Origin of the sequence: Haloarcula limicola (genome assembly GCF_010119205.1) — an archaeon.
In the GTDB taxonomy this organism is placed as follows: Archaea; Halobacteriota; Halobacteria; order Halobacteriales; family Haloarculaceae; genus Haloarcula; species Haloarcula limicola.
Genome location: NZ_WRXM01000002.1, coordinates 974,881 through 999,539 on the forward strand (window position 1 = coordinate 974,881; position 24,659 = coordinate 999,539).

A 24,659-nucleotide genomic window follows, 5' to 3' on the forward strand; every position below is an offset into this window, starting at 1 on the left:
GGATGGATTCGGTATGGACAGGTTCGCCGCGGTCGACGACCAGTACGACCCCGAGGACGTCGAGGAGGGGGTCTTCTCCCACTGGGACGACGTCGACGCCTACGAGCAGACCAAAGCGCACCGCGCCGACGGCGAGGAGTTCTTCTTCGTCGACGGCCCGCCCTACACCTCCGGGGCCGCGCACATGGGGACGACGTGGAACAAGACGCTGAAGGACCTCTACATCCGCTACCACCGGATGAAGGGGTACGACGTGACCGACCGGCCGGGCTACGACATGCACGGCCTCCCCATCGAGACGAAAGTCGAGGAGCGCCTGGACTTCGAGAACAAGAAGGACATCGAGCGCTTCGGCGAGGAGAACTTCATCGAGGAGTGCAAGGCGTTCGCCGAGGAGCAGTTGGAGGGACTCCAGACGGACTTCCAGGACTTCGGCGTCTGGATGGACTGGGACGACCCGTACAAGACGGTGAACCCCGAGTACATGGAGGCCGCGTGGTGGGGCTTCCAGCGCGCTCACGAGCGCGGACTGGTCGAACAGGGCCAGCGCTCCATCAACCAGTGTCCCCGCTGTGAGACGGCCATCGCCAACAACGAGGTCGAACGCGAGGAGGTCGGCAAACCGTCTATCTACGTCAAATTCCCGCTGGCCGACCGCGAGGGCAGTCTGGTCATCTGGACGACGACGCCGTGGACGATCCCCGCTAACACCTTCGTCGCCGTCGACGGCGACGTGACCTATCAGGGCGTGCGAGCGACGAAGGACGGCGAGGAAGAGGTCCTCTACGTCGCCGAACCGCGCGTCGAGGACGTCCTCTCGAAGGGCCGGTACGACGACTACGAAGTCGTCGAGGAGGTCACCGGCGAGGAGATGGTCGGCTGGGAGTACGACCATCCGCTGTCCGAGGAAGTCCCCGACCACGCCAGCGGCGAGGGGTCGCTGCAGGTCTACACCGCCGACTACGTCGACGCCGAGGACCAGACCGGCCTCGTCCACTCCGCGCCGGGCCACGGCGAGGAGGACTTCGAGCGCGGGCGGGAGCTCGGCCTCGAGATCTTCTGTCCGGTGGGCAGCGACGGCGTCTACACCGAACAGGGCGGCGAGTACGCGGGCACGTTCGTCCGCGACGCCAACGACGACGTCATCGCCGACCTAGAGGCGAAGGGCGCGCTGCTGGCCAGCGAGTCGGGCTACACCGTCAACGAGGGCCACTGCTGGCGGTGTGACACGGGTATCGTCCGCATCGTCACCGACCAGTGGTTCATCACCGTCACCGACATCAAGGACGAACTGCTGGCGAACATCGAGGACAGCGAGTGGCATCCCTCCTGGGCGCGGGACAACCGCTTCCGAGACTTCGTCGAGGACGCCCCCGACTGGAACGTCTCGCGCCAGCGCTACTGGGGGATTCCGATCCCGATCTGGCTGCCCGAGGACTGGGACGGATCGATGGAGAACGCCATCGTCGTCGGCGACCGCGAGGAACTCACCGAGCGGGTGGATCAGGACGTCGACCCCGAGACGGTGGACCTCCACAAGGGGACCGTGGACGACCTCACCATCACGGAGGGCGGGACGACGTACTCCCGCGTGGAAGACGTCTTCGACGTGTGGCTCGACTCCTCGGTGGCGACGTGGGGCACGCTCGATTACCCCGAGCGGACCGAGGACTTCGAGCGCCTCTGGCCCGCCGACCTCATCATGGAGGCCCACGACCAGACCCGAGGGTGGTTCTGGTCGCAACTGGGCATGTCCACGGCAGCGACCGGCGAGATTCCGTACAAGGAGGTGCTGATGCACGGCTACGCCAACATGCCCGACGGCCGCGGGATGTCCAAGTCCAAGGGCGTGCTCATCGACCCCCACGAGGTCATCGAGAAGCACGGCCGGGACCCGATGCGCCTGTTTCTGCTCTCGGTGACCGCGCAGGGCGAGGACATGAACTTCTCCTGGGAGGAGACCCAGGAGATGCAGCGCCGGTTGAACATCCTCTGGAACGTCGCTCGATTCCCGCTGCCGTACATGCGGGCCGACGACTTCGACCCGGAGGAGACGACGGTCGAAGCTGTCGAAGGCGACCTCGAACTCGCCGACGAGTGGGTGCTCTCCCGCCTGCAGAGCGTCGAGGAAGCGATGACCGAGCACATGGACGAGTTCGAGAACGACAAGGCCGCCCACGAGCTGCTCGACTTCGTCGTCGAGGACGTCTCCCGGTTCTACATCCAGGTCGTCCGCGAGCGGATGTGGGAGGAGGAGGACAGCGACTCGAAGCGGGCGGCCTACGCCACCCTCTATCGGGTCCTGGAGGAAGTGGCCGCGCTGTTCGCGCCGTTCACCCCGTTCGTCGCCGAGAAGATCTACGGCTCGCTGACCGGCGACGCGGGCCACCCGACGGTCCACATGTGCGACTGGCCGGAACCGACCGACGACCTGCACGACCCCGCACTCGAAGACGAGATCGAGGTCGTCCGCGAGGTCGAGGAGGCGGGCTCGAACGCCCGCCAGCAGGCCGAGCGGAAACTGCGCTGGCCGGTCACGCGCGTCGTCGTCGACATCGCCGGACGCGGTCCGGCGGGCAGTCAGACGTCGTCTGACGACACCGACAGCGACGCCGTGGCCGACGCCGTCCGCTCGCAGTCGGCCATCGTCGCCGACCGCCTCAACGCCCGAAGCGTCGACGTCGTCGGCGCAGATGAAGCGTGGGGCGAACTCCACTACTCGGCCGAGGCGGACATGAGCGAACTCGGCCCGGCCTTCGGCGACGACGCCGGCCGCGTGATGAACGCGCTCAACGACGCTCGCATCGAGGAACCGTCGCTCGATGCCCTCGAAGGAGCCGTTGAGGAGGCGCTCGGCGAGCGCGTCGACCTGACCGAGGAGATGGTCGAGTTCCGCCGCGAGACGCCCGAGGGCGTCACCGGCACGGAGTTCAAAGCGCTCGACGGCGGCGGCGTCGTCTACGTCGACACGACGCTCACGGAGGACATCGAGAGCGAGGGGTACGCCCGCGAGGTCGTCCGCCGGATTCAGGAGATGCGCAAGGAACTGGAACTGGACATCGAGGCGCGTATCGTCGTAGACCTCTCGATTGCCGACGACCGCGTGGATTCGCTGGTTCGGGAACACGAGGCCCTAATCAAAGAAGAGGTGCGCGCCGACGAACTCGGTACTGTTGAGGACGGTCACCGCAAGACGTGGGACGTCGAAGGCACCGAGATGGAGATAGCTATCGCACCTGTGGCACCAGCACAGACCTCGGACTGACTCTCAACGGGACCGAGCACCGCGAGGCCCCGCTTTTTCGCCCACGTTTTTCAACGAGCGGTGCGCGGAGCGCACCCGAGGCAGAAAAAGGTGGCAGCCGAGATGCGCAAGGAACTGGAACTGGACATCGAGGCGCGTATCGTCGTGGACCTCTCGATTGCTGACGACCGCGTGGACTCGCTGGTTCGGGAACACGAGAACTTGATCAAAGAGGAGGTCCGCGCCGACGAACTCGGAACTGTTGAGGACGGTCACCGCAAGACGTGGGACGTCGAGGGCACCGAGATGGAGATCGCCATCGCCCCCGTGGCACCGACACAGACGTCGAACTGACGGTCGGAGTCGACGGCCCGAGGTCCCGCTTTCTCGCGTCCGTACTTCGAGGGGTGAGCGAACCGAACGTACCTGACGACGAAAGGAGCCGCGAGCAACAGGTAACAACTGCTAACGTCTCACAAAGCGTACTAGCCCGTAGCGCTCGCTGCGAAGTCACGCGGTCGAGGGGACACGTCGAACAGAGCGCGGGAGCAACACGATGGCAGCAACAGCACCACTCGCGGAGAACAAGGAACTCGCGCGGCGGTTCCCGGAGGAGGTCGCGACGGCGGGCGACGTCGAACTCATCGACGAGCTCTGCGCGCCGGACGTCGTCGACCACAGTCCGCTGGGCGAGGTATCGGGTCGTGAAGAACTGAAAGCACAGATGGCGGGAATCAGAGAGGCGTTCGAGGGCTTCTCGGCGACCGTCGAGGACGTCGTCGCCGAGGGCGACACCGTCGCCATGCGCGTCGCCCTGCGCGGGAAACACGTCGGCGAGTTCCTGGGCATCGAACCGACCGGAAAAGACGTCGCCATCGACAACATGGTGTTCACCCGGATCGAAGACGGGAGAATCGCCGAGCGGTGGGTCCAACCGGACCTGCTCGGTCTCATGCGACAGGTCGGCGCGGTCGACGTCCCGACGGCGTGATCGGCCGCGCTCTCGGCTTTTGTTTCGGCGCGCTCGCGGATGCGTCTTTGTACGTCTTGGACAGACCGTAAGCCGTTAGGGTGCCTGTGGTCTCTGCGCTGACGGTGCCCGAAAGACGACAACTCCAGACGCTGTTTTTCACGCGCTTCGCGAACTCGTACGGCCTCGTCACGCTGCTGACGCTGCTCTCCGAGTACATCGACCTACTGGACCCGGAAGGACTCCTCCTGGGGATGTTCGCGGCGGGGTTGACACTCGCGCAGGCCGGGACCGTCGTCCCGGTGGCGTACCTCGGCGACCGCTTCGACAAGCGGACGCTCCTGCTGGGAGGCCTCGGGCTGGCCACGGTGGTCTACGGGCTCTTTCCGCTGGTCGGCTCCAGCTGGGGGTTCGTCTTCGTCCGCGGGTTGCAGGGCGTGGCGACGACGATCGTCGGCCTGCTCGGGCTGGCGCTCGTCGGCCAACTGGCCCGGGAGGACGACCGCGGCAACACCATCGGGACCTCGAACGCGTGGCGCTTCGCGGCCTCCATCGGCGGGGCGCTGTCGGCCGGGCTCCTCTACGACGCCTTCGGCTTCGGGGTGGTGTTCGGTGTGCTCGCGGCCATCTGCGGCCTCGCGTTCCTCGCCGTCCTCGCGTGGGTCGAACCGGACGAGACGACCACGAGCGGGTTCGCGTTGACCGACCTCGCGCTGAACCGCCGCATCCTCACCATCACGAGCTTCCGCGCGCAGTACGCCGTCGCGGTGACGCTCGTCCGAACCTGGGTTCCCATCTTCGCCGGCGTCGCGGCCGCTCGCGGCGGCCTCGGCTACAACGCCGCGGTCAACGGCGCGACGGCGGTGGCCGTCGTCATCGCCGCCGAGAAGTTCACGAACATGCTCTGTCAGCCCTACACCGGCACCCTCTCGGACCGCGCCGGCCGCGCGCAGTTCGTCTTCGCCGGCGGGCTCTGCTACGGGCTGGTCGCGCTCCTCGTCCCGTCCGCGCCGGCCGTCGGCGCGGGCCTCGGCCTGCCGGCGACGTTCCCCTTTCTCGGGAACCTCTCGCCAGCGTTCCTCCCGCTGGTCGCGCTGAACGGCCTGCTCGGCGTCGCCGACTCCATTCGCGAACCAGCGAGCATGGCGCTGTTCGCCGACGAGGGGACCGGAACCGGCGTCGCCTCCAGTTTCGGTGTCCGCGACCTGGTCTGGCGGCCCGGCTCCGTTCTCGCGCCGCTGGCGGGCGGGTGGCTGACGACGAACGTCGGGATGGCGTGGGTGTTCTACCTCGGTGCGGGGGCGGCCTTCACCGGCGTCGCGGCGTTCGCGGGCATTCTCACGTATCGCTACGGCGTCACCGGACTGGCCGAGTGGTGAGAATCAGAGTTCCGCGGCGACGACGGGCGCGGCGCTGACCTCGCTGACCGCACGCTCGAGCGTGTCGGTGCCGTAGACGGCCTCGACGCCGGCGACCGAGAGCTTCGTCAGGGCGTTGCCCGCGAGCATCGGGTGGACGCAGGTGACGAAGACCCGCCGCGCGTCCCGCTCCATCAGCACCTCGACGGACTCGCTCATCGTCGACCCCGTGGCGATGATGTCGTCGACGAGCACCACGTCGCGGCCCTCGACGGGCGCGTCGCTGGGCGTTATCTGGATGTCGCCGCTGTCGTAGTCGCGGTCCTTCTCGAAGTAGTCCGTCTCGCCCTCGCCGTAGCCGTCTCTGGCCGTCACCGCGAGGTCGACTGCGCCCTCGTCCGGCGAGAGAAACAGCGGGTCCGACAGGTCCTCGGGAAGCGGGTCGGCGAGCACGCCGGCGGCGTCGACGTCGGTCGCCGGCACGTCGAAGAACTCACAGACCGCCGGTTCGTGGGGGTTGACCGTGATCACGCGGTCGGTACCCGTCGAGACGGCCCGCGCCATCGCCCGCGAGGAGACCGGTTCGCCGGCCCGGAACGCCTCGTCCTGGCGCGCGTAGCCCATGTACGGGAGGACCGTGACGACCTCGCTGGCCCCCGCTTCGCGGGCGGCGTCCTGCAACTGGAGCGCCTGGACGTGCGCGTCGCTGTCCACCGTCGAGGCGACGACGACGGCCCGCTCGCCCGCTACAGTCTCGGGGAGCCGGACGACGTGTTCGCCGTCGGGAAACCGTTCGTACTCGACGCGGGCCAGTCGCTCGCCGGTCTCCTTGGCCAGCGCCGCCGCGAACGCCTGCGTGTCCGCCCCGGGGATAATCATGTGCGAGGGGTCGCTGGCCGGGCTAAACGGCCTTTCGATTCGAGGGTTAGTAACTGTGAGTTACCTTGGCGAAGCGGATGTGACAGCGAAGGACAACTGAAAGCCCGGATCGGACGATGCTACTACTGCTATACAGAACGACTGAAAGCCCCGACCGTCTCGGCTCGGAGGTCTCGCTGCGCGCGCTCGCTCCGCTCGCGTGCTTGCGTCGCCCGCCGTCGCCGAGACGCTCGCCCCTTTCATTCCCACCCTATCGTCGTGCCGATGGCCGCCTCTCGGCGGTTGCGTCACCGGCAGAAATTCGTCGGCCGCGTCGCCGGCAGAAACCCGTCGGCTGTCTCGCGGGCAGCGTGGCGGGCCGTCGCGCTACGCGACGGCCACGCCGACGACGTCGGGGAGGCCCAGCGAGCGCTGTCGCCAGCCGCCGCGGCCGTCGGCGGTGGCCTCGTCCGCGGTGTCGACGAGGAAGGTGCCGTCCTCGGTGACGGCGTAGGTGTCCTCGCCGTAGGTCACGTCGACGACGCGCTCACGGACCGGGAGGTCACAGGGCCGCCACTCGCCGCCTTCGAGGACGAACAGTTCGGCGTCGGCGGCGGCGTGAGTTCGCTCGCCGTCGCCGGCGACGACGCTGTGCCCGCCCGAGCGCACTTCGGTCCACTCCGCGCCCGTTCGCTCGTAGAGGGCGTCGGCCGTCGCCGCGTAGCCCGGCGTCACGTCGATCACGTCGTGGAGGCCGAGGCGCTCGCAGTCGGGGAGCGCGTAGACGCCGTCTTCGGCCGCCAAGAGGCCGCCGTCGATGGCGCGGACGCCTTCGACCGTGCCCAACTCGCGCCACGCGCCGTCGGCGTAGCGGGCGACTCGACCCTCGCCGGCGGCCAGCAGGCCGTCGGCGTCGTAGCCCACTGCCGTCGCCGGCCCGAACCCGGCCCCGACGAACCCGTCGTCAGTCGAGACCAACACGGACTCGTCGGTAGCGACGGCAACCTCGCCGTTCGCGCCGGCGACGTCGCGGGCCGAACACCGCTCTTCGAGGCTGAAACGGCCGATCTGCCCGCCGGCGGTCTCGACGCGCGTGACGCCGAGTCCCGACGCGACGTAGGCGTGAGTCTCCGGGCGCGTCTCGCCGTACATCCGCTTCTCCGAGAGGCTGATGTCGTCGTCGCTCACTTCATATCGCCTCTTTGTACGCTTCGAGGGCCTCCTCGATGTCTTCCTCCGTGTGGGCGCCACAGACGAACTGGGACTCGAACTGGTTGGCCGTCAGGAACACGCCCTGCTCTTTCATCTTGGGCCAGAAGAGGCGCTCCCAGCGTTCGGTCTCGGCCCGTTTGATGTCGCCGGCGTTCTTCGGGCAGTGTTCGTATCGGGGGCACTCCTCCCGCTGCTGACAGCCGGCCTCGCAGTGGCCTTCGAAGGAATCCGGCGCGTCACGGGTGAAGACGACCTTGAACATCGAGTCCGTGCCGACGACGGTGTACTCGGGGGCCTGGTCTTCGAGGATGTCCTGTAGGCCCGAGCGAAGCCGGTCGCCGAGGCCGTTGACGTGGTCGTACACGTCGTTCTCGGCCGCGTAGCGCAGGGTTTCGAGACCGGCGGCCATCGTCACCGGGTGGCCTGAGAACGTGCCGGACTGGAAGACGTCCCCGGAGGGCGTGAACTGCTCGACGATCTCGCTTTTCCCGCCGATAGCGCCGACGGGGAAGCCGCCGCCGACGATCTTGCCGAACGTCGTGAGGTCCGGGTCGATGTCGAACTTCCCCTGGGCGCACTGGAGGCCGCCGACGCGGAAGCCGGTGATGACCTCGTCGAAGACGAGGAGCGAGCCGTGCTCGTCACAGAGGTCCCGGAGCGTCTCGTGGTACCCCTCGACGGGATGGACGATGCCGTAGTTGCCGAGCATGGGTTCGGTGAGGACCGCGGCGATGTCGTCCCCGTGCTTGGCGAACACCGTGTGTGCGGCCTCCTCGTCGTTGAACGGCACCGTCAGCGTGTGCTCGGCGAAGCTCTCGGGGATGCCCGGGCTGGAGGGGTGGGTGTCACCGCCCTCGCCCTCGACCAGTGTGGATTCCTGTGCGCCGTGGTAGCCGCCCTGCATCACGACGATCTTGTCCCGGCCCGTGTAGCCGCGCGCCAGCCGGACCGCCGAGACGGTGGCCTCGGTGCCGCTGTTGACGAAGCGGACCATCTCGACGCTGGGGACGTGTCGCGCGACGAACTCCGCGAGCTCGACTTCGACTTCGGTGGGCGCGCCGTACATCGGCCCCTCCGAAGCGCGCCGTTGGACGGCCGACTGGACCTGTTCGGGTATGTCGTGTCCCAACAGCAGGGGGCCGTAGCCCATCACGAAGTCGAGGTAGCGGTTGCCGTCGGCGTCGACGACGTGGCCGCCGTCGCCCTTCTGGACGAAGAAGGGGTACGGACGGATGGCACGCACTGAGGAGTTGACGCCGCCGGGCATCACCGAGAGCGCCCGGTCGTAGAGCGCTCGCGACTGCTCGTGGTTCATAGCGCGGCCTTCGAACGCGGTCTGAAAGAACCTGACGGGTCGGGCGCTCGGTCCGACGAGCGCGCCGTCGTCCCCCTTCGAAACGCGATGGACGTTCGTCCGATGGAGCGCCTATATTTGGGGTTCGTTAAATCCGAAAGAAATATCGTCGCAATAAATGCTGCCGATGGACGTTCGTCCTAGATTCGAATTCTATTGTAGGTATATTCAACAGACAGTCTTTTAGGACTCAGACTGAACAATATATCTGTGAATAGTCGGACGTTCGAACAGCAAAATACGGTAAAAGTACCTAATCTATAATACCTGGAACGACTCAACGATGGCACATAAGAAAGAGGACGTCAAAGGCGAACTGTACGGTGACGAGGTCAGGGAGAAGCTAGAGGAGTTCGCGGAACGCGGCTGGGAATCGATCCCGGAGGACGAACGCTCGGAGTGGTTCACGCGCTTCAAGTTCTGGGGCGTGTTCCACCACCGCGGCGGGCAGGAGTCGTACTTCATGATGCGCCTGACCAACTGCGGCGGAATCTTGGAACCGGAACAGCTCCGCGCGATCGGCGAGGTCGCCCGCGACTACGCGAAGGGTCCCGTCGAGAACCCCGAGTTCGGCAACGGGTGGCTCGACCTCACGACGCGACAGTCCGTTCAACTGCACTGGCTGAAACTCGAAGACATCCCGGAGATATGGGAGAAACTCGAAGCGGTCGGCGTCTCCTCCCGCTCCGCGGGCGGGGACACGATGCGGAACATCTCGGGCTGTCCGGTCGCCGGGAAGGCCGAGGAGTACGTCGACTCTCGCCCGATCTTAGACGAGATTCAGGAGACGATCCGTGGGGATAACGACCTCTCGAACATGCCCCGGAAGTTCAACATCTCGGTGTCGGGCTGTCGGCAGGGATGCGCGCAGGACGCCATCAACGACATCGGGCTGGAACCGGCTCACAAGTTCGTCGAGGGGGAGGACGTCGAGGGGTTCAACGTCCGCGTCGGCGGCGGCCTCGGCGGCCGCGAACCGCGCGAGGCGCGCCCGCTGGACCTGTTCGTCCGGCCGGAACACGCCGTCGAGACGGTGCGCGCGTTCGTGGAGTTCTACCACGACGAGGGGAACCGGCAGAACCGCTCGAAGAACCGCGCCCGCTTCTTCGTCGACGAGTACGGCACCGACGCCATCCGCGAGGAACTGGACGAGCGGCTCGACTTCGAGTTCGAGACCGCCGGGACGGACTTCCGCGGCGAGTACAGCTACAACGCCGGCAAGAGCGCGGAGCACGGCGCGCACGACCACGTCGGCGTCTACGACCAGGCCGACGGCCGGAACTACGTCGGCCTCTCGGTGCCGGTCGGGCGTCTCCCCGCCGAGGAGGCGATCGAGCTCGCGGACCTGGCCGACGAGTACGGCTCCGGGGAAGTGCGGCTGACCCGCCGGCAGAACCCGCTCCTCATGGACGTACCTAACGAGCGACTCGACGACCTGCTCGACGAACCGCTCCTGGCGAAGCACAAGCCCGAACCGAACCCGTTCGTGCAGGGCGCGATGGCCTGCACCGGGACGGAGTTCTGCTCGCTGGCGCTCACGGAGACGAAGGCGCGGATGGCCCGGACGCTCCGCTGGCTGGGCGAGAACGTCGACGTCCCCGACGACGTGGACCGCATCAAGATGCACTTCTCCGGCTGTACGGCCGACTGCGGGCAGGCGATGACAGCCGACATCGGGCTCCAGGGGATGCGCGCCCGCAAGGACGGCGAGATGGTCGAGGCGATGGACGTCGGCGTCGGCGGCGGGATGGGCGACGAGCCCGCGTTCATCGACTGGGTCCGCCAGCGCGTGCCCGCAGACGAGGTGCCGGGGATGCTCGCCAACCTCCTCGAAGCCTACGCCGCGCTCCGCGAGGACGGACAGACCTTCCGCGAGTGGGTCGACGCGACGGGCCACGAGACCATCGTCGAACTCGCGGAACCCGAGGAGGTCGAGGGGTACGAGGACCCCTGCCTCGCCGACGGCAAGCAGTCGTGGTATCCCTTCGACGACGGCGAGAGCCCGGCCCCGACGGACGCGGAGGGGGTGCCGCTGTCGGCCGACGACTGAGAACCGAAACGCGTCGGGCTCTCCCCGACGTTCGACGCCGCCGGCCGTTCGACCGGCACCCCGACGGACCACCGCTCGTGTCCACGGTCCGTCGGCTCACTTTTTCGCGGTTTCTTTCCGTGTGACCGGTTCGGTAGCGTCCGCTTCGGGACGCTACCGGGCAGTCGCTGCGGCGGCACTCGTGTGTCGTTGTGTCGGTCGCTACCGACCGACGATACCGTACACTGATACGCGACTGTGATGGAGACCGGCTCTGACCGAGATGGGCGCGTTCGCTACCGACGTACGGACGCGGTTACGCGATGGGCTAGCCGAGCGACTCCCGTCGCCCGACTGGCAGACGGAGTACGCGCTCGCCGGCACGCCGGTCGATGTCGTCGAGGTCGGGGCGACCGACTCGTTCGAGTCGGTGACGTATCGGCCGCTGGTTGCGTTGGTAGAGTACGTCGCAAAAACCTCTCGTGAGCCGTGACCGCCGGACGTTCGATCAGTTCGACGGGCGGTATCGGCTACCGGGCGTCACTCGTCGGCCGCTTCGACCGGGAACTGCTCGTGTTCGCGGACGGTGTTCAAGACGACCGACGTCGCGGCCGACCGCACGTCGGGGTCGGTGAGCAGGTCCTTGATGCGGGCGTTCATCTCGTCGGTGTCGCGGAACTTCCCGACGGCGACGACGTCGTGACTGCCCGTCACCTCGTAGACGGCGACCATGTTCGGCTGGTCGCGCAGCCGTTCGGTCACGCTCTCGAGGCCGCTGCCGTCCACCGAGAGCTGGAAGACGGCGGTGACGTCGTAGCCGAGCGCCGCGTAGTCGATGCGGGCGGTGTACTCCTCGATTACGCCCGTCTCGACCAGTTGGTCCATCCGGCGCGAGACGGTCGTCGCGGCGACGCCCGTCTCGGCGGCGACGTCGCGGGCGCTGGCCCGGCCGTCGCGCAGTAGCGCGTTCACGACCCGCCTGTCGATATCGTCGACCATCGCCGGCCGCTCAGACGGCCTCTGGTCCACGCTTGCCCGTCCGGACCTGGTAGGCGTCGTCGACCGGCAGGACGAAGATCTTCCCGTCGCCCTTCTCGCCGGTGTGGGCCGCGTCCGCGATGGCTTCGACGACGTCCTCGGCGGGGATATCCGCGACGACGGTCTCGATCTTGACCTTCTGGTGGAGGTCGACGACGTACTCCTCGCCGCGCCACTGCCCCTTCTTCGCGGGCTGTGAGCCGCGGCCGGAGACGTTCGTCACCGTCAGCGAGGGCGCGCCGACTTCCGCGAGCCCCTGCTTGACGTCGCCGAGCTTGTCCGGTCGAACCATCGCCACGATCATCTTGATATCTCCTTCGTCAGTCATCTTTGGAACCTCCGTCCGCACGCACGCTTTCGCTCACCATACCACCGTCGGCGACGACGCTGTCGCCCGAGCCGAACTCGGGGTAGGTCTCGACGCCGTGTTCGCTGACGTCGAGGCCCTCCTGCTCGTGTTCGGGCGTGACGCGGGCCTGTCCGACCGCCTTGAGAGCGGCCCAGATCGCGCCGGTCGCGAGAATCGTCCACGCGGCGATGACGGCGACGCCGATGACCTGTGCGACGAACGCGTTGAGGACCGAATCGACGACGCCGGGGGCGGCGACGAACGGGTACAGCAGCGTGCCCAACACGCCCGCGCTCCCGTGGACCGGGAAGACCGCACAGACGTCGTCTATCTTCAGACGCTTCTCGACGAAGCCGAACACGAGCGGGAGCTGAATACCCGCGAGGCCGCCGACGACGAACGCGCCCCACCACGACGTGGTGTGGGGAATCGCCGTGATACCGACCAGTCCGGCCAGCAGGCCGTTGGCGACGTACAGCGTGTCGACTTTGCCGGTGCGGACCCACGCCATGAGCCCGGCACCCATCGCACCGCAGGCCATCGCCAGGGTGGTCGTCATGGCGACGCGGCCGAGCTGGTCGCCGAGGAACGCGCCGTCGCCGCCGATGATGGCCGAGGTACCGACGTTGAAGCCGTACCAGCCGAACGCGAGGAGGAGCGTCCCGAGGACGGCGAAGGTCAGGGAGTGGCCGGGAATGACGTTGACGCTGCCGTCCTCGTTGTACCGGCCCATGCGCGGGCCGAGGACGTACGCCGCCGTCAGCCCGGCGATGCCGCCCATGCCGTGGACGATCATCCCGCCGGCGAAGTCGGTGAAAGCCGCGCCGCCGAAGCTGATGTACGCGCCGGCCCACGTGACGCCCGTGACGACGGGGTAGATGACCGCCGCCAGCAGGAACGTGTAGGTGATGTACGCGCGGAGCTTCGCGCGACCGGCCACCGCCCCGGAGACGATGGTGGCGGCCGTCATCGCGAAGACGGCACCGTAGAGCCAGTCGATCCAGCCCGTGCCGCTGGTCGACGCGGCGGAGGCGAATCCGCTCCCACCGACCAGTGACGAGATGCCGGCACCGACGAGGAAGAACACAGTCACGCCGACGGACCACGTCAGCAGGTTCTTCGTGAGTTGGTTCGCGACGTTCTTCGAGCGCACCTGCCCGGCTTCGAGCATGGCGAAGCCGGCGTGCATGAAGAAGATGAGGAACGATACGACCAGTATCCACGTGTAGTTGAGCGCGTCCGCGGTGACTTGGAGTGGTGCGAGTACCATGATTCGTATTGGTTTTCGTTATGATTGCGTTTGAACGTCCAACTTTATCTCCATTCGCGCCAACTTCGTCAACTCGTTCACGGAGAAACATCTGGTAACACCACTACATAAGGATTCGCTTTACGAAAGTCGAGATAGGAGGGTGTTGGGTAGACGACCGTCCAGATTACAGTAGAGTATTATGGATATAAGGTTGTTCTCCGTCAAGAAAATACGCACATGTCCGCTAGGGTTTTGGACGAACGTCGACCGCGAATTCGCCCGGAACGGGCGAAAACGGGGTATTTCGCTTGCGCGCGCCCCCGCGGCGGAGAACCGCCGTCGGTCCGCTCACCGACGGAGCGCGGCCGTCAGCGCGACGCCGGCCAGAACGAGGCTCGCCAGCGCGAGCGGCGACAGCGCCGGCACGTCGACGCGAAAGAGCAGCGTCGTCAGCGCCGCGGCCCCGCCGACCAGCGCCGTCGTCCCGGCGACGTGGCCCAACTCGACGGATCTGCTGGGTGCCGTTCCGAGGTCCTCGCGGAGGTCGACCGCCGCGTGGCCGAACGTCCACGCCAGCACTGTCCCGGCCCCCGCGACCAGCACCGTCGCCGTCGTCGCGCCCTGTAACGCCGCCACTACGGCTTCGAGAAAGAGCGACGCTCCGGCGAGGTCTACCATTCTGCCCGAGCGGAGGGCTCCCCCGCAGACGAGCAACAGCACCCCGACCACGCCGGCGACGGTCGAGAGCAGTCCGAGGCCGGCGGCGAACAGCGCCGTGAGCGCGGCGAGGACGCTCGCGCCGCCACAGACGAGTCCCGTGCGCGCCGTCATCGGCGGGTCCTCCACGCCCGGGCGGTCAACTGCTGGAGCGACTCGTCGGCCCCCCAGTCGTGGACGTCCGCGCCGATGGCTCGCAGTCCGCGCAGTCGGTTGCGCCGCTCCAGCCGAGCCAGTCGGCGGCCGCCGGTGTCGGTCGCGGTCGGGTCCGGACTGACGACGGTCACCGGGTGATTGTGAGCGACGAGCCGGCGGACGACCGCCTCGCCGTCGTCGTCACACAGCGGCGAGACGAAGACGACGTTGACGCCGCTCGGTAACTGCGCCAACAGGCGGTCGACGTCCGGTTCCTCGGTGACCGGCGAGACGGCGAACGCGCGGTCGGTCCGCAACCGCTCGCGCGCCCGCCGCCGGTGTGCCCTGCTCGTATCGGGGTCGAGCCACGCCCAGTGGGGCGAGTACGCCGCGACGCCGACCGCGTGGCCGTCCTCGGGGAGCCCCTCGACGAGCGCCACCGCGGCCGTGACGCCGCGCTCGACGGCCGTCTGTGCGTCCGGCCGCGGGGCCAGCGCGGCTTCCTTCCGGGCGTCGACGACGACCACGACCCGCGCGGACTGCTCGCGGCGGAACTCGACGGTGGTGAGGTCGCCGGTGCGGGCGTAACGGTTCCAGTCCACGCGGGAGAGCGGGTCGTTCGGGCGGTGCTCTCGCAGGGCGTAGAAGGACAGCCCCTCGCCGCCCTCGTCGATCGGGACCTGTCCGGGGCGGTGTTTCGACTGCGGCACCAGCGGGAGCAGCGCCGACCCGGCCGGCCGGTCCCACGTCACCGCGTCCGGTTCGGCCTCGACGCGCGCTCGGCGGGCAACGACGCCGACGACGTCCCTGACGACCACCGTCGCGGAGTCGAAGACGCAGCGCCCGCTCCCGCTGGCGATCTCGTAGGTCGTCGTCGCCTGCGCGTCCGGGCGGAGCGTCGCCCCCAGCGACGCCGATCCGTCGACCACTCGGACCGAGTCGGGGACGCCGTCGGCGACTCGCAGGTCGGGAATCGTTCGTTTGCCCTCGTTGCGGACGGTCAGTTCGACGGTCACCGTCTCGCCGACGCCGGGATCGGACGGGGTGAGAGAGCGGTGGACGGAGACACTCGCCGCCGGCGGGACGGCGACCCGGTCGTACGCGCTCAGCGTGACGCCGACGCCGCCGAGCAACACCAGCGACGGGGTCTGTGCCACGAGCCCGACCGCGACGGCGACCAGCGCCGCCCCGCCGAGGCCGAACCAGCGGCCCGTGCGGTGAACCTCCTCCGTCATCGCTCGTCCCGCCGAAGCAGTTCGGCCGTCGCGTGGGCGACCCGCCGGCGGAACGGTCGACTCCCGGTGAGCCACCCCGAGAGCCGAGCGAGCGCCGAAATCGGCGTCCCGTCGAACAGCGACCGCGCGTCGCCGTCCTCGGTCCACGACCCGCTTTCGAGCGCCGCCCTCGCGTCGTCGCGCGACAGCCCCTCGCGTTCGAGGACCGCCACGCCCGCCGCCGTCACGCGCTCGCGAATGGCGTCTCGTCCCTTTCCCGCGGCCATCGCCGCGTCGAGGTCGTCGCCGGGCACCGCGGCGTGCCGGCTGTCGGTGTCGGGGAGCCGCGGCCCGCGTTCGCCGTCGAGCGAGCGGACCAGAAACGCGAGGACGGCGACGGCCCCGGCGACCACCGAGACGGCGATCAGCGGGAGGTCCGAGATAGTCCCCGAGGGCAGGGCCGGTTCGCCGACGGCGACCAGACCGACGGCGAGAAGCGTCGCCCCGGCACCGACGGCTACGGGGAACGGTCGGAGAGTCACGGCTCTCCCCCCGCTTCCGATCCGGACTCTGTCGCTGTCTCCGCGTTCGCCCCTCCGTCCGCTCCCGTCGCGTTGTCGAGCGCGTCGCGGGCGCGCGCCTCGTGCTCCGGTGTCGGCGTCTCGGATCCGTAGCGCACCCGCTCGAAGAGGTCTCTGAGCGTCTCGACCGCGCCGGCGTCGGCACCCGCCGCCGTCGCTCGCTCGGCGAATTCGCGGGGCGTCGAGGTGCCGTCGTCCGGGCCGAACCGCTCAGTGAGGTCTGCCCACGCCCGGTAGACGTCGTTGGTCAGCGGCACGTCCACCGTAGTCGCGGAGTACGACGATTCGACGGCGGCATCGCCCGAAGTGACAGCGGGCCGGTCGCCGCTGGTTTCGTCCGCTGTGGAACCGCGGCCGGCGGCCCACCAGAGGCCGACGACGCCGAGGGCGACACCGGCGACAAGGACGCCGATCACCGGCGACGAGAGCGAGGGGACCAGCGAGCGAGCGCCGTTACCCGACTCGGGCGAGTCGATGCCACCCGGATTCGAGGGGACGTCTCGCTGCCCCTGATTCTCGATACCGCCGTCCTCGGGCGTCACGTCGGGGTCGTCGCCGCCGACCGCGGCGTCGAGGCCGGCGGCACCGAGCGCGAACGACAGCAGGGCGACCGCGGCGACCAGCGCCACGAGGAGGGACTGTCGCTGCATACCGCAGTTTCAGTCCCTCTCGCTTGAATAGATTGTGGGGTCCGCTCGGCTGCGAACGCCGATGACCCGAGCTACAACCGGTCGGCCACGTCCTCGGCGAAGTAGGTGAGAATCAGGTCCGCGCCGGCTCGCTTGATCGACAGCAGGGACTCGGCGGCGACTTCCTCCAGGTTCAGCCACCCCTTCTCGGCGGCGGCGTGGAGCATCGCGTACTCGCCGGAGACGTTGTAGGCGGCGACCGGGTGGTCGTAGTCCTCGCGGACCTGCCGGACCACGTCGAGGTACGGGAGCGCGGGCTTGACCATCAGCACGTCCGCGCCCTCCTCGACGTCGAGGGCGACCTCGCGGCGGGCCTCGCGGGCGTTGGCGGGGTCCATCTGGTAGTGCCGCCGGTCGCCGAAGGCCGGCGCGCCGTCGGCGGCGTCGCGGAACGGGCCGTAGAACGCGGACTCGAACTTCGCGGCGTAGCTCATGACCGGTATCTCGCTGTGACCCTCGTCGTCCAGCGCCTCGCGTATCGCGCCGACCATCCCGTCGGTCATGCTAGAGGGCGCGACCATGTCCGCGCCCGCCCGCGCGTGGCTCACCGCGGTCTTACTCAGCAACTCCAGCGTCTCGTCGTTGCGTACGGTGAGGTCGGGATCCGTCTCGGCGGTCTCTTCCAGCACGCCGCAGTGACCGTGGCTGGTGTACTCACAGAGGCAGACGTCGGTGATGACGTAGGCGTCCGTCTCCGCGGTGACGTCCCGCACCGCCCGCTGGACGACGCCGTCCTCGGCCCACGCCCGCGAGCCGCGCTCGTCCTTCGACTCGGGGATGCCGAACACCATCACTGCTTCGACGCCCGTTTCCAGCACTTCCTCGACGCGGGAAACGGCGTCCCCGACGGGGACTCGCTCGTGGCCCGGCATCGTCTCGATGGGGACTCGCTCGTCGGCGGTCGCGTCGACGAACACCGGCGCGATGAGGTCCGACGCCGAGAGTTCCGTCTCGCGGACGAGCGGCCGCACGCCGTCGGTTCGCAGCCGGCGCGGGCGACGTGTCATGTCCATATTCTCCCTCTGGCCCTCGGAGCCATGAACCCACCGCTCAGGCGACTGGCGGTCGCCGTCACACCACCGGTTCAGGACGCCAGTTCGGCCCAGTCGGTGACCAGATCGTCGCGGTCGCCGCCGACGAGGAGGAGAACCACCGCGACCCCGACGACCGCGTACACTACCGCGTCGGTTTCGATGGTGACGGGCGACAGGAACTGGACGCCGAAGGCGAGGGTCAGTACGAGAAACCCGGCCGCCGTCCACGGGGCGTCGGAGACGAGGGCCACGACACAGCACCAGCCGACGAACCCGGTCATCGCCGCGCCAGCGGCTATCGACGCCGGGCCACCGGCTATCGTTTCCGGCTCGAACACGCCGACGAGCGCGAGAAAGACGATGACCGGGACCCCGACGGAAGCGAACAGACGGAACAGGGAGGGAGACATCGTTGGATATACTCCTGTCTCCGAAATGAACGTTTCGTCGCCGTTCGTGACTGGACAGCGGCCGCAGCCAGAACGCCTATGTCCGCGCTGCCCGGGTATACGAGTAGATGGCGACCGACGCTACCGCCGCGCGCGGCCCGGTTCGAACCTTCGCGGAGGACTACGGCCTGCTGGTCGTCGCCGCTTGCTTCGCCCTCCTCGGCGTCGCCGGCATCGCGCTGTACGTCTTCGGCGACGCGGCCTACGCCGAGGCGCTCCTGCGGGAGTACGGCTTAGCGGCGCTCTTCTTCGTCTTTATCTTGGAGGGGGCGATGCTCCTGTATTTCGCCCCGAGCGAGGCGCTCGTCCCCGCCGCCGTCGCCGCCCTCGCACAGACGACCGGCGGCTACGACCTGCCGGCGATCGCGGCCATCCTCGGGGTGGCCGTCCTCGGCGCGACGGTCGGCCAGACGGCGCTGTTCCTGCTGACGAAGCGCGGCGGCCGCGAGTGGCTGCTCTCGAAGCCGTGGTTCCGCGTGAGCGAGGACCAACTGGACCGCTTCGGCCGCCTGTTCGACCGCTTCGGCGTGCTGGCGGTGCCGCTCAGCAACACTTTGCTGTTCACGCGCGGCATGCTGACGGTGCCCGCCGGCGTCGCTGGCATGTCGACGCGGCGGTTCGTGGCGCTGTCGGCGCTCGGCACGCTCTCCTTCGAGATTCTTCTTGCGGCGGCCGCGATGGGCGTCCTCGAACTGTTCTGAGACGGATCCGCTTTGACCGCTCCGGGCCGGCGTAGTAGAGTTTACGTGATAGAACGCACTACTCGACGGTATGGCTACCTCCGTGAAAATAGACGAGGACACGAAAGACCGCCTCGAACGATTACGGGCGGAGATAAAGCTCGAAACCGGCGAGAACGTCACGCAGCAGGAGCTCCTCGACCGAATCGTCGAACGCGAATTCGAGTCGAGAGACGACCTCATCGACTCGTTTAGAGACGAGTGGGACGGTCTCTCCGACACGGAGACCAAGCGATTGCTCGCCGGGACTGCCGGGTCGGGAAACCCCGTGACGGAGTCCGAGATCGACGACGTGCTGTACAGTGAGGAGTCGGCGGACGAGTGACTGTTTTCGTCGATACCGGCGTGTTCTACGCACAGCACGACGAAGACACGAGCCGGCACGCTGCCGCCCAACGCGCGATGAAAGCGATAGCTGGCGGTCGGTTCGGTAGACCGATGACTAGCGATTACGTCTACGACGAGACGGTGACGTTAACGCTTTCTCGGTTTGCAGACTCGTCCGAAGCGACGACCGTTAGCAATCGCATCCTCGGTCGAGCGGACTTTCCGGAGATGGTGACGCTACTCTTTCTCGAACGCGCGCAGTTCTTCGAAGCCATCGATATACGAACGCGATACGAGGACCAGTCGCTGAGTTTCACCGACGCGACGACGGTCGCACTCGTGAACGAATACGACATCGACCACGTTCTGTCGTTCGACGACGATTTCGACGGCATCGTGAGCTGCCTCGACCCAGCCGCCCTCTAACGTTCTTCGACCGTCTCGACGCGCTCGCGGAGCCACGCTATCGCTTCCTCGACTGTCTCGCTGTCCTCGCCCGTCACCTTGATTCGCCCCGGCGCGTCGTCGCTCCGGGGGTAGCTTCCGACGGCGACGCCGAATCGCTCGCCGGCTTCGGCGACGACGCCGACGACGGCCCCCTCTGGTGCTGGCGTCTGGAGCGTCTCGGTCGTGCGGTCGCCGCCGAAGTCCGCGGCGACGGTGGCGTACATGGCCTTCAGTTCGTCAGGAATGCCCGGCATCACGTAGACGCCGTCCAGCACGCAGCCGGCGGCGAAACTCTCGTCGGTCAACAGCGGCTCCGCGCCCTCCGGAATCGCAGCCCACGCGTCCAGATCGAGGTCCATGTCGTAGCGGTCGACCATCTCGGGGTTCTCCTCGGCGAAGCGGTCGGCCTTCGCTTCGAGGTGGGCGCGCACGTCCTTGGGTACGACCAACTCGCGGCCGAACGCCTCGGCGACGCCCGCCTTCGTCACGTCGTCGGGCGTCCCGCCGATGCCGCCGGTGACGACGACGGCGTCGAAGGCATCGTGGTACCGGGACACCGCGTCGGCGATGACCGATTCCTCGTCGGGAATGGTCAGAATCCGCGTGACTCTCGCGCCCGCGTCGCTCAGTTCGCGGGCCAGCCACGTCGCGTTCGTGTTCTCCGTATCCCCCGAGAGCAACTCGTCGCCGACGGTGAGCAGCGCCACGTCCATACCGGTCGCTCGTGCGCGAGCGGGGTAAGGATTCTTGCTAGGAGACGCTGGCGAGGAAGTCGTCGGAGAACGATGAGTGACCGAGAACAGGCAGAAAGTCCCCCTAGCTACGATTAGAACAACTGTTACCGCAAAAGAATACGAAACGCGAAACAGCCAGAAAGCCCCGACTGGCTGAAATCGGGGGACTCGCTGCGCGCTTCACTCACTACGTTCGTTGCAGTGCTTACTTCGTCCACCTTCGTTCAGCCAGTCGCCCCTTTCAGTCCCACCCCGTTGCTGAGTCCCCAGCCGACACGGGTGGGACGTTCTGGCTGTTCAGAGACGTTTAGCTGTCACAAAGCACTCGTACTATTTCCCCGTTCGACCGCCTCAGCGAGCAGTTCCGTCAGCCCGATTATCTCGATGTCGTCCTCGTAGCCGCCGGTCTTCCGGCCGTCCTCGTACATCGTCATGCACATCGGGCAGGCGACGACGAACTTCTCGACTCGTTCGCCGGCATCCGTATCTTCCAGCGCTTCGCGCAGACGCTCCTCGCTGGGTTTCGGGTCCTCGTCGAAGTCCATCCAGAGACCGCCGCCGCCCCCGCCACAGCAGAAGGAGTCGTCGCGGTTGCGCGGCATCTCGTAGCGGTCACAGCCGGTCGCGTCGACGAGGTCGCGCGGGGCCTCGAACACGTCGTTGTACCGCCCGAGGTGACAGGGGTCGTGGTACGTAACGGTGTAGTCGAGTTCGTCGCCGGAGAGGCCCAACGATCCGGCTTCCGCGAGGTCGGCGACGACCTGCGTGTAGTGGAAGACGGACGATTCGTCCCACTCGCAGTCCTCGAACTCGGGGTACTCGTTCTTGAACGTGTTGTAGGCGTGGGGGTCGGTCGTCACGATAGAATCGAACTCGCAGTCGCCGATCGCGACGGCGTTGTCCTCGACGAGCATCTCGTAGAGGCCCTCTTCGCCGACCCGGCGCACGTCGTTGCCGGCGGTCTGTTCGGCCTCGTAGAGGATCCCGTACTCGACGCCGGCGGCCTCGAAGACCCGTGCTAAGGCCCGCGCCACGCGCTTGTTACGCTCGTCGTAGCTCGGGTAGTCGCCGACGTACCAGAGGTACTCGACCGGTTGGTCGCGGGCGTCGGGCACCTCGAAGTCGAGTTCGTCGGTCCAGTCCGGGCGTTTCCGCTCGGGGTCGCCGAAGGTGTTGCCGTGCTGGAAGACGTTCATCATCGCGTCCTGGACGTGCTCGTCCATCTCGCCGGACTCGGTGAGGCGGCGGTTCAGCTCCGTGAACTGCGTGACGTGTTCGATGTCCACCGGGCAGGCGTCCATGCAGGCCATGCAGGACATACAGGACTCCATCGTCCGGGCGTCGATAACTGAACTCCCGCCGTCGGCGATAATCGGGACCTCCTCCCCGCCGGCGTCCCGCTGTTCGCGGTACTCCTTCAGGTCCAGAATGACGTTTCGGGGGTCCAGCGGCCGTCCTGCCGCCTTTGCCGGGCAGACGTCGGAACAGCGCCCGCACTTCGTGCAGGCGTCGTGGTCGAGCAACTGCTTCCAGGAGAAGTCGTCGATCTCGCTGGGACCGATGTCCTCGGGGGCGGCGTCTTCGGGGACCCTCGGCAGGCGGACGCCCGCTTTCTCGTCGCGGGCGACGAGATTGGCGAACGAGGAGAACATGTGGAACGGCTTGGCGTAGGGAATCCACGCGATAAACCACAGGGCGACCAGCGAGTGGCTCCACCAGACGAACGGGTAGGCCGCGGCGGCCTGCTGCGGGGTCACGCCCGCGAGGAGGAGGAGGTCCCTGACGAACCAGCCGACGAAACTGATCGTCTCGAAGCTCACGTCACGCACCGTCGAGGTGCCGAGGATGCGGACGCCCTCGGTGAGGTAGCCGCCGACGCCGAGGACGAACAGCGCCGCCAGAAAGAGGTCGTCCTCGCGGGAGGTGTGGCGGTCGTGCAACCGCTCCATCCGACGGCCGTAGCGCCGCCACAACGCCACGCCGACGCCGACGACGAACAGTAGCCCCATCGCGTCCATCACGAACGAGTAGGAGAGGTAGAACTCACCGACGAAGAACGACTCACCGGTTAGCGGGCGGTAGAGGTCCATGTCGATGCCGAGAATCGTCGTCCCGATGAGTAAGGTGAGAAACCCCCAGACGACGAAGGCGTGCATCACGCCCGCGACGGCGTCGCGGTCGAGTTGCTTCCGGTTCGAGAGGGCGAGTCGCGCCGCGTCGAAGACCCGCTCGGGCAGGTCGTCGAGGCGGTCGAACGGGTCCTCGGAACCCCGCGTGTATCGGGCCACGCGGCCGTAGACGCCGTACAGGAAGACCAGAATCGCGAGCGCGGCGAGATAGTAGAAGAGGACCTTCCCCACGGGACCGATGCGCCAGAACGTCGGCCGCGTGGTCGTCTGGAGCGCGAGTGACATACGCTCACACGGGGCGCGAGCCCACTTGAAGATTGTCACGGGGGCACCGCCGTCCCCGACAATCTAGCAACCGTTGCATGTTTTCGACAGTTTTCCGTCGCCTACCCAACAACTATATACGCCGCGGACGGAAGGTTCCGGTCCGATGGACGAGAAGACAGAGGAACTCCGTGACATCTTCATGGACGTCTCCGAGGAGGGGACGGTGACGGAGTCACAGGAGGCCACCCACGGGACGCTGGCCGACGTCGACGAGACGGAGTTAGACGACCGACTCGTCGACGTGATTTCACGCATGCGCGAGCGTTACGAGTTCCGGACAGACCTCGGCGACGACGCGTTGGTGACGCTGGTTCGGGCGTTCTACGAGGGCCGCGAGGACGACGACATCGCCGACGAACTCGGCGTCGCGGCCGCGGCGGCGACGGACGCGCGCCTGGACCTGCACCTCTTCCGCGACTCGGATACGGACGCCGACTTCGACGTGACCGCGTTCCGCCGCCGGATCGTGGAGGACGACCCGACCGACGACGAGCTCGTCGCCGCCTTCGCCGTGAGCGAGGCCGAGATAGCCCATTACCGACGCGTCGTCGAAGCACAGGCCGCCGCCCGGCAGGTGAGCCACCGCTTCCGGAGCGAGTTCGAGGACGTGCTGAGCGACGCCGGCCTCTCGACGCGCATGACCGAGTCGCTCCGACAGGACGGCCTGGACGAAGCCACCGAGGACATCGATTCGTTGGATTCCGACGCCGACGTCTCGATGTGACGCCGCCGAAGCCACTTTCCACCCGCCACTGCGACTCGCGCTGAAGGTTTATACCCGAAGACGGGACCAGCGCTGTCTATGGCCGAGCACACCTTCCGCGAGTTGGAAACCGCGGCCTACTGCCCGCGAAAGCTCTACTACCGCCGCCGCGAGGGGCCGCCGGACGTGCCCGACGAAGTCGGGCGAATCCGCGAACTGGCGTTCGACTACGAGCGCCTGCTGACCGACGACGCGACGCTGTTGACCGCGCCCATCGAGGCCGACCCGACCACGGTCCGCGAACGGCTGCGGGCGGCTCGGGACCGACTCGACGACTGGGACGCGCTCGCCGACCCGACGGCCCGGGACGTGTTCCTCTCGGGGAAGGACGCCCGCGGCATCGCTCACAAGATCGTCGCGGCCGCGGACGGTCCGGTCCCCTCGCTCGTCTTCGCCGGCGCACCGCCCGAACAGGGCGTCTGGGAGCCACAGAGCGTCCGACTGGTCGCGGCCGCGAAGGCGCTCTCGTGGGAGCGCGAGCGGGCGGTCGAACGCGCGTACGCGGAGTACCCCGCCCACGGCGTCGTCCGGGAGATCGATCTGACGGTCCGGCGAACCGGCGTCTATCGCCGGGCAGTTCGGACCGCGGACAGCGTCGACGGCCCGCCCTCTCGCGTCGACAACGACGCGAAGTGCGGTCCCTGCGACTACCGTGAGAACTGCGGCGTCAGGACGCGGTCGCTGCGGTCGCTGCTGTGAGTCGGCGACG

The 24,659-nt window shown here is 67.7% G+C and carries 24 protein-coding genes and 1 pseudogene; 11 read left to right on the plus strand and 14 right to left on the minus strand.

The features are described from left to right. Nucleotides 1-13: 13 nt before the first annotated feature. From ileS to GO488_RS14375, 4 genes and pseudogenes are all read left to right on the plus strand, one after another. On the plus strand, nt 14-3,265 hold the full coding sequence (gene ileS, locus GO488_RS14360) for an isoleucine--tRNA ligase (protein ID WP_162318503.1): 3,252 nt from the start codon (nt 14-16) through the stop codon (nt 3,263-3,265). 99 nt (nt 3,266-3,364) lie between these two features. Then, a pseudogene (locus GO488_RS14365) lies at nt 3,365-3,598 on the plus strand (DUF5915 domain-containing protein); the annotation flags it as partial. A gap of 202 nt (nt 3,599-3,800) precedes the next feature. Continuing rightward, nucleotides 3,801-4,235 (plus strand): ester cyclase, encoded by a 435-nt coding sequence (locus tag GO488_RS14370; RefSeq protein WP_162318504.1) that lies wholly within the window; start codon nt 3,801-3,803, stop codon nt 4,233-4,235. 104 nt (nt 4,236-4,339) lie between these two features. Next, a complete protein-coding gene (locus tag GO488_RS14375; protein ID WP_162318505.1) occupies nt 4,340-5,593 on the plus strand; it encodes an MFS transporter in 1,254 nt (417 codons plus the stop codon). A 3-nt stretch (nt 5,594-5,596) separates the two neighbouring features. Here GO488_RS14375 and prs read toward each other — a convergent pair whose 3' ends face one another. From prs to hemL, 3 genes are all read right to left on the minus strand, one after another. Further along, nucleotides 5,597-6,451, minus strand: coding sequence for a ribose-phosphate diphosphokinase (gene prs, locus GO488_RS14380; RefSeq protein WP_162318506.1), 855 nt, complete (start codon nt 6,449-6,451; stop codon nt 5,597-5,599). Between the two features lie 366 nt (nt 6,452-6,817). Beyond that, entirely contained in the window at nt 6,818-7,618 is an 801-nt protein-coding gene (locus GO488_RS14385; RefSeq protein ID WP_162318507.1) for an HVO_0234 family beta-propeller protein, read from the minus strand. A 1-nt stretch (nt 7,619) separates the two neighbouring features. Beyond that, on the minus strand, nt 7,620-8,957 hold the full coding sequence (hemL, locus tag GO488_RS14390; RefSeq protein WP_162318508.1) for a glutamate-1-semialdehyde 2,1-aminomutase: 1,338 nt from the start codon (nt 8,955-8,957) through the stop codon (nt 7,620-7,622). A gap of 322 nt (nt 8,958-9,279) precedes the next feature. On the opposite strand from hemL, the gene GO488_RS14395 reads away from it, so the two are divergent. Continuing rightward, nucleotides 9,280-11,046, plus strand: a complete 1,767-nt coding sequence (locus tag GO488_RS14395) for a nitrite/sulfite reductase (RefSeq protein WP_162318509.1) — start codon at nt 9,280-9,282, stop codon at nt 11,044-11,046. A 262-nt stretch (nt 11,047-11,308) separates the two neighbouring features. After that, nucleotides 11,309-11,518, plus strand: a complete 210-nt coding sequence (locus tag GO488_RS14400; protein ID WP_162318510.1) for a hypothetical protein — start codon at nt 11,309-11,311, stop codon at nt 11,516-11,518. A 47-nt stretch (nt 11,519-11,565) separates the two neighbouring features. Here GO488_RS14400 and lrp read toward each other — a convergent pair whose 3' ends face one another. The 9 genes from lrp to GO488_RS14445 form a co-directional block, all read right to left on the minus strand. Further along, the gene (lrp, locus tag GO488_RS14405) at nt 11,566-12,024 is read right to left on the minus strand and encodes an HTH-type transcriptional regulator Lrp (protein WP_162318511.1); all 459 of its coding nucleotides are present in this window, start codon (nt 12,022-12,024) and stop codon (nt 11,566-11,568) included. 10 nt (nt 12,025-12,034) lie between these two features. After that, on the minus strand, nt 12,035-12,391 hold the full coding sequence (locus GO488_RS14410; protein WP_162318512.1) for a nitrogen regulatory protein GlnK1: 357 nt from the start codon (nt 12,389-12,391) through the stop codon (nt 12,035-12,037). Beyond that, nucleotides 12,384-13,682 (minus strand): ammonium transporter, encoded by a 1,299-nt coding sequence (locus GO488_RS14415; protein WP_162318513.1) that lies wholly within the window; start codon nt 13,680-13,682, stop codon nt 12,384-12,386. Before GO488_RS14415 ends, GO488_RS14410 begins: the two co-directional genes overlap by 8 nt. A 330-nt stretch (nt 13,683-14,012) precedes the next feature. Continuing rightward, nucleotides 14,013-14,495, minus strand: coding sequence for a DUF7519 family protein (locus GO488_RS14420; RefSeq protein WP_162318514.1), 483 nt, complete (start codon nt 14,493-14,495; stop codon nt 14,013-14,015). Beyond that, a complete protein-coding gene (locus GO488_RS14425) occupies nt 14,492-15,751 on the minus strand; it encodes a DUF58 domain-containing protein (protein ID WP_162318515.1) in 1,260 nt (419 codons plus the stop codon). The genes GO488_RS14420 and GO488_RS14425 overlap by 4 nt, the downstream gene beginning before the upstream one ends. After that, nucleotides 15,748-16,272, minus strand: coding sequence for a DUF7269 family protein (locus GO488_RS14430; protein ID WP_162318516.1), 525 nt, complete (start codon nt 16,270-16,272; stop codon nt 15,748-15,750). The genes GO488_RS14425 and GO488_RS14430 overlap by 4 nt, the downstream gene beginning before the upstream one ends. Next, nucleotides 16,269-16,961, minus strand: a complete 693-nt coding sequence (locus GO488_RS14435) for a DUF4129 domain-containing protein (RefSeq protein ID WP_162318517.1) — start codon at nt 16,959-16,961, stop codon at nt 16,269-16,271. Before GO488_RS14435 ends, GO488_RS14430 begins: the two co-directional genes overlap by 4 nt. Nucleotides 16,962-17,032: 71 nt before the next feature. Further along, on the minus strand, nt 17,033-18,013 hold the full coding sequence (gene hemB, locus GO488_RS14440; RefSeq protein WP_162318518.1) for a porphobilinogen synthase: 981 nt from the start codon (nt 18,011-18,013) through the stop codon (nt 17,033-17,035). A gap of 71 nt (nt 18,014-18,084) precedes the next feature. Then, on the minus strand, nt 18,085-18,444 hold the full coding sequence (locus GO488_RS14445) for a hypothetical protein (protein ID WP_162318519.1): 360 nt from the start codon (nt 18,442-18,444) through the stop codon (nt 18,085-18,087). 107 nt (nt 18,445-18,551) lie between these two features. On the opposite strand from GO488_RS14445, the gene GO488_RS14450 reads away from it, so the two are divergent. The 3 genes from GO488_RS14450 to GO488_RS14460 all read left to right on the plus strand — a co-directional run bounded on the left by GO488_RS14450 (nt 18,552) and on the right by GO488_RS14460 (nt 19,976). Next, on the plus strand, nt 18,552-19,184 hold the full coding sequence (locus GO488_RS14450; RefSeq protein ID WP_162318520.1) for a DedA family protein: 633 nt from the start codon (nt 18,552-18,554) through the stop codon (nt 19,182-19,184). Nucleotides 19,185-19,254: 70 nt separating this feature from the next. Then, complete coding sequence (locus GO488_RS14455; protein WP_162318521.1) at nt 19,255-19,548, plus strand: hypothetical protein; 294 nt, start codon at nt 19,255-19,257, stop codon at nt 19,546-19,548. A gap of 20 nt (nt 19,549-19,568) precedes the next feature. Beyond that, nucleotides 19,569-19,976, plus strand: a complete 408-nt coding sequence (locus GO488_RS14460) for a type II toxin-antitoxin system VapC family toxin (RefSeq protein ID WP_241692951.1) — start codon at nt 19,569-19,571, stop codon at nt 19,974-19,976. Here GO488_RS14460 and GO488_RS14465 read toward each other — a convergent pair. Beyond that, nucleotides 19,973-20,710: a competence/damage-inducible protein A gene (locus GO488_RS14465; RefSeq protein WP_162318523.1), complete on the minus strand. Its 738-nt coding sequence runs from the start codon at nt 20,708-20,710 to the stop codon at nt 19,973-19,975. The two genes, GO488_RS14460 and GO488_RS14465, sit on opposite strands and share 4 nt — an antisense overlap. 335 nt (nt 20,711-21,045) lie before the next feature. Then, nucleotides 21,046-23,145 (minus strand): (Fe-S)-binding protein, encoded by a 2,100-nt coding sequence (locus tag GO488_RS14470; protein WP_162318524.1) that lies wholly within the window; start codon nt 23,143-23,145, stop codon nt 21,046-21,048. Nucleotides 23,146-23,290: 145 nt separating this feature from the next. On the opposite strand from GO488_RS14470, the gene GO488_RS14475 reads away from it, so the two are divergent. Both GO488_RS14475 and GO488_RS14480 read left to right on the plus strand, forming a co-directional pair. After that, nucleotides 23,291-23,911 (plus strand): conditioned medium-induced protein 4, encoded by a 621-nt coding sequence (locus GO488_RS14475; protein WP_162318525.1) that lies wholly within the window; start codon nt 23,291-23,293, stop codon nt 23,909-23,911. Between the two features lie 78 nt (nt 23,912-23,989). Continuing rightward, complete coding sequence (locus GO488_RS14480; protein WP_162318526.1) at nt 23,990-24,649, plus strand: CRISPR-associated protein Cas4; 660 nt, start codon at nt 23,990-23,992, stop codon at nt 24,647-24,649. Nucleotides 24,650-24,659: the final 10 nt, after the last annotated feature.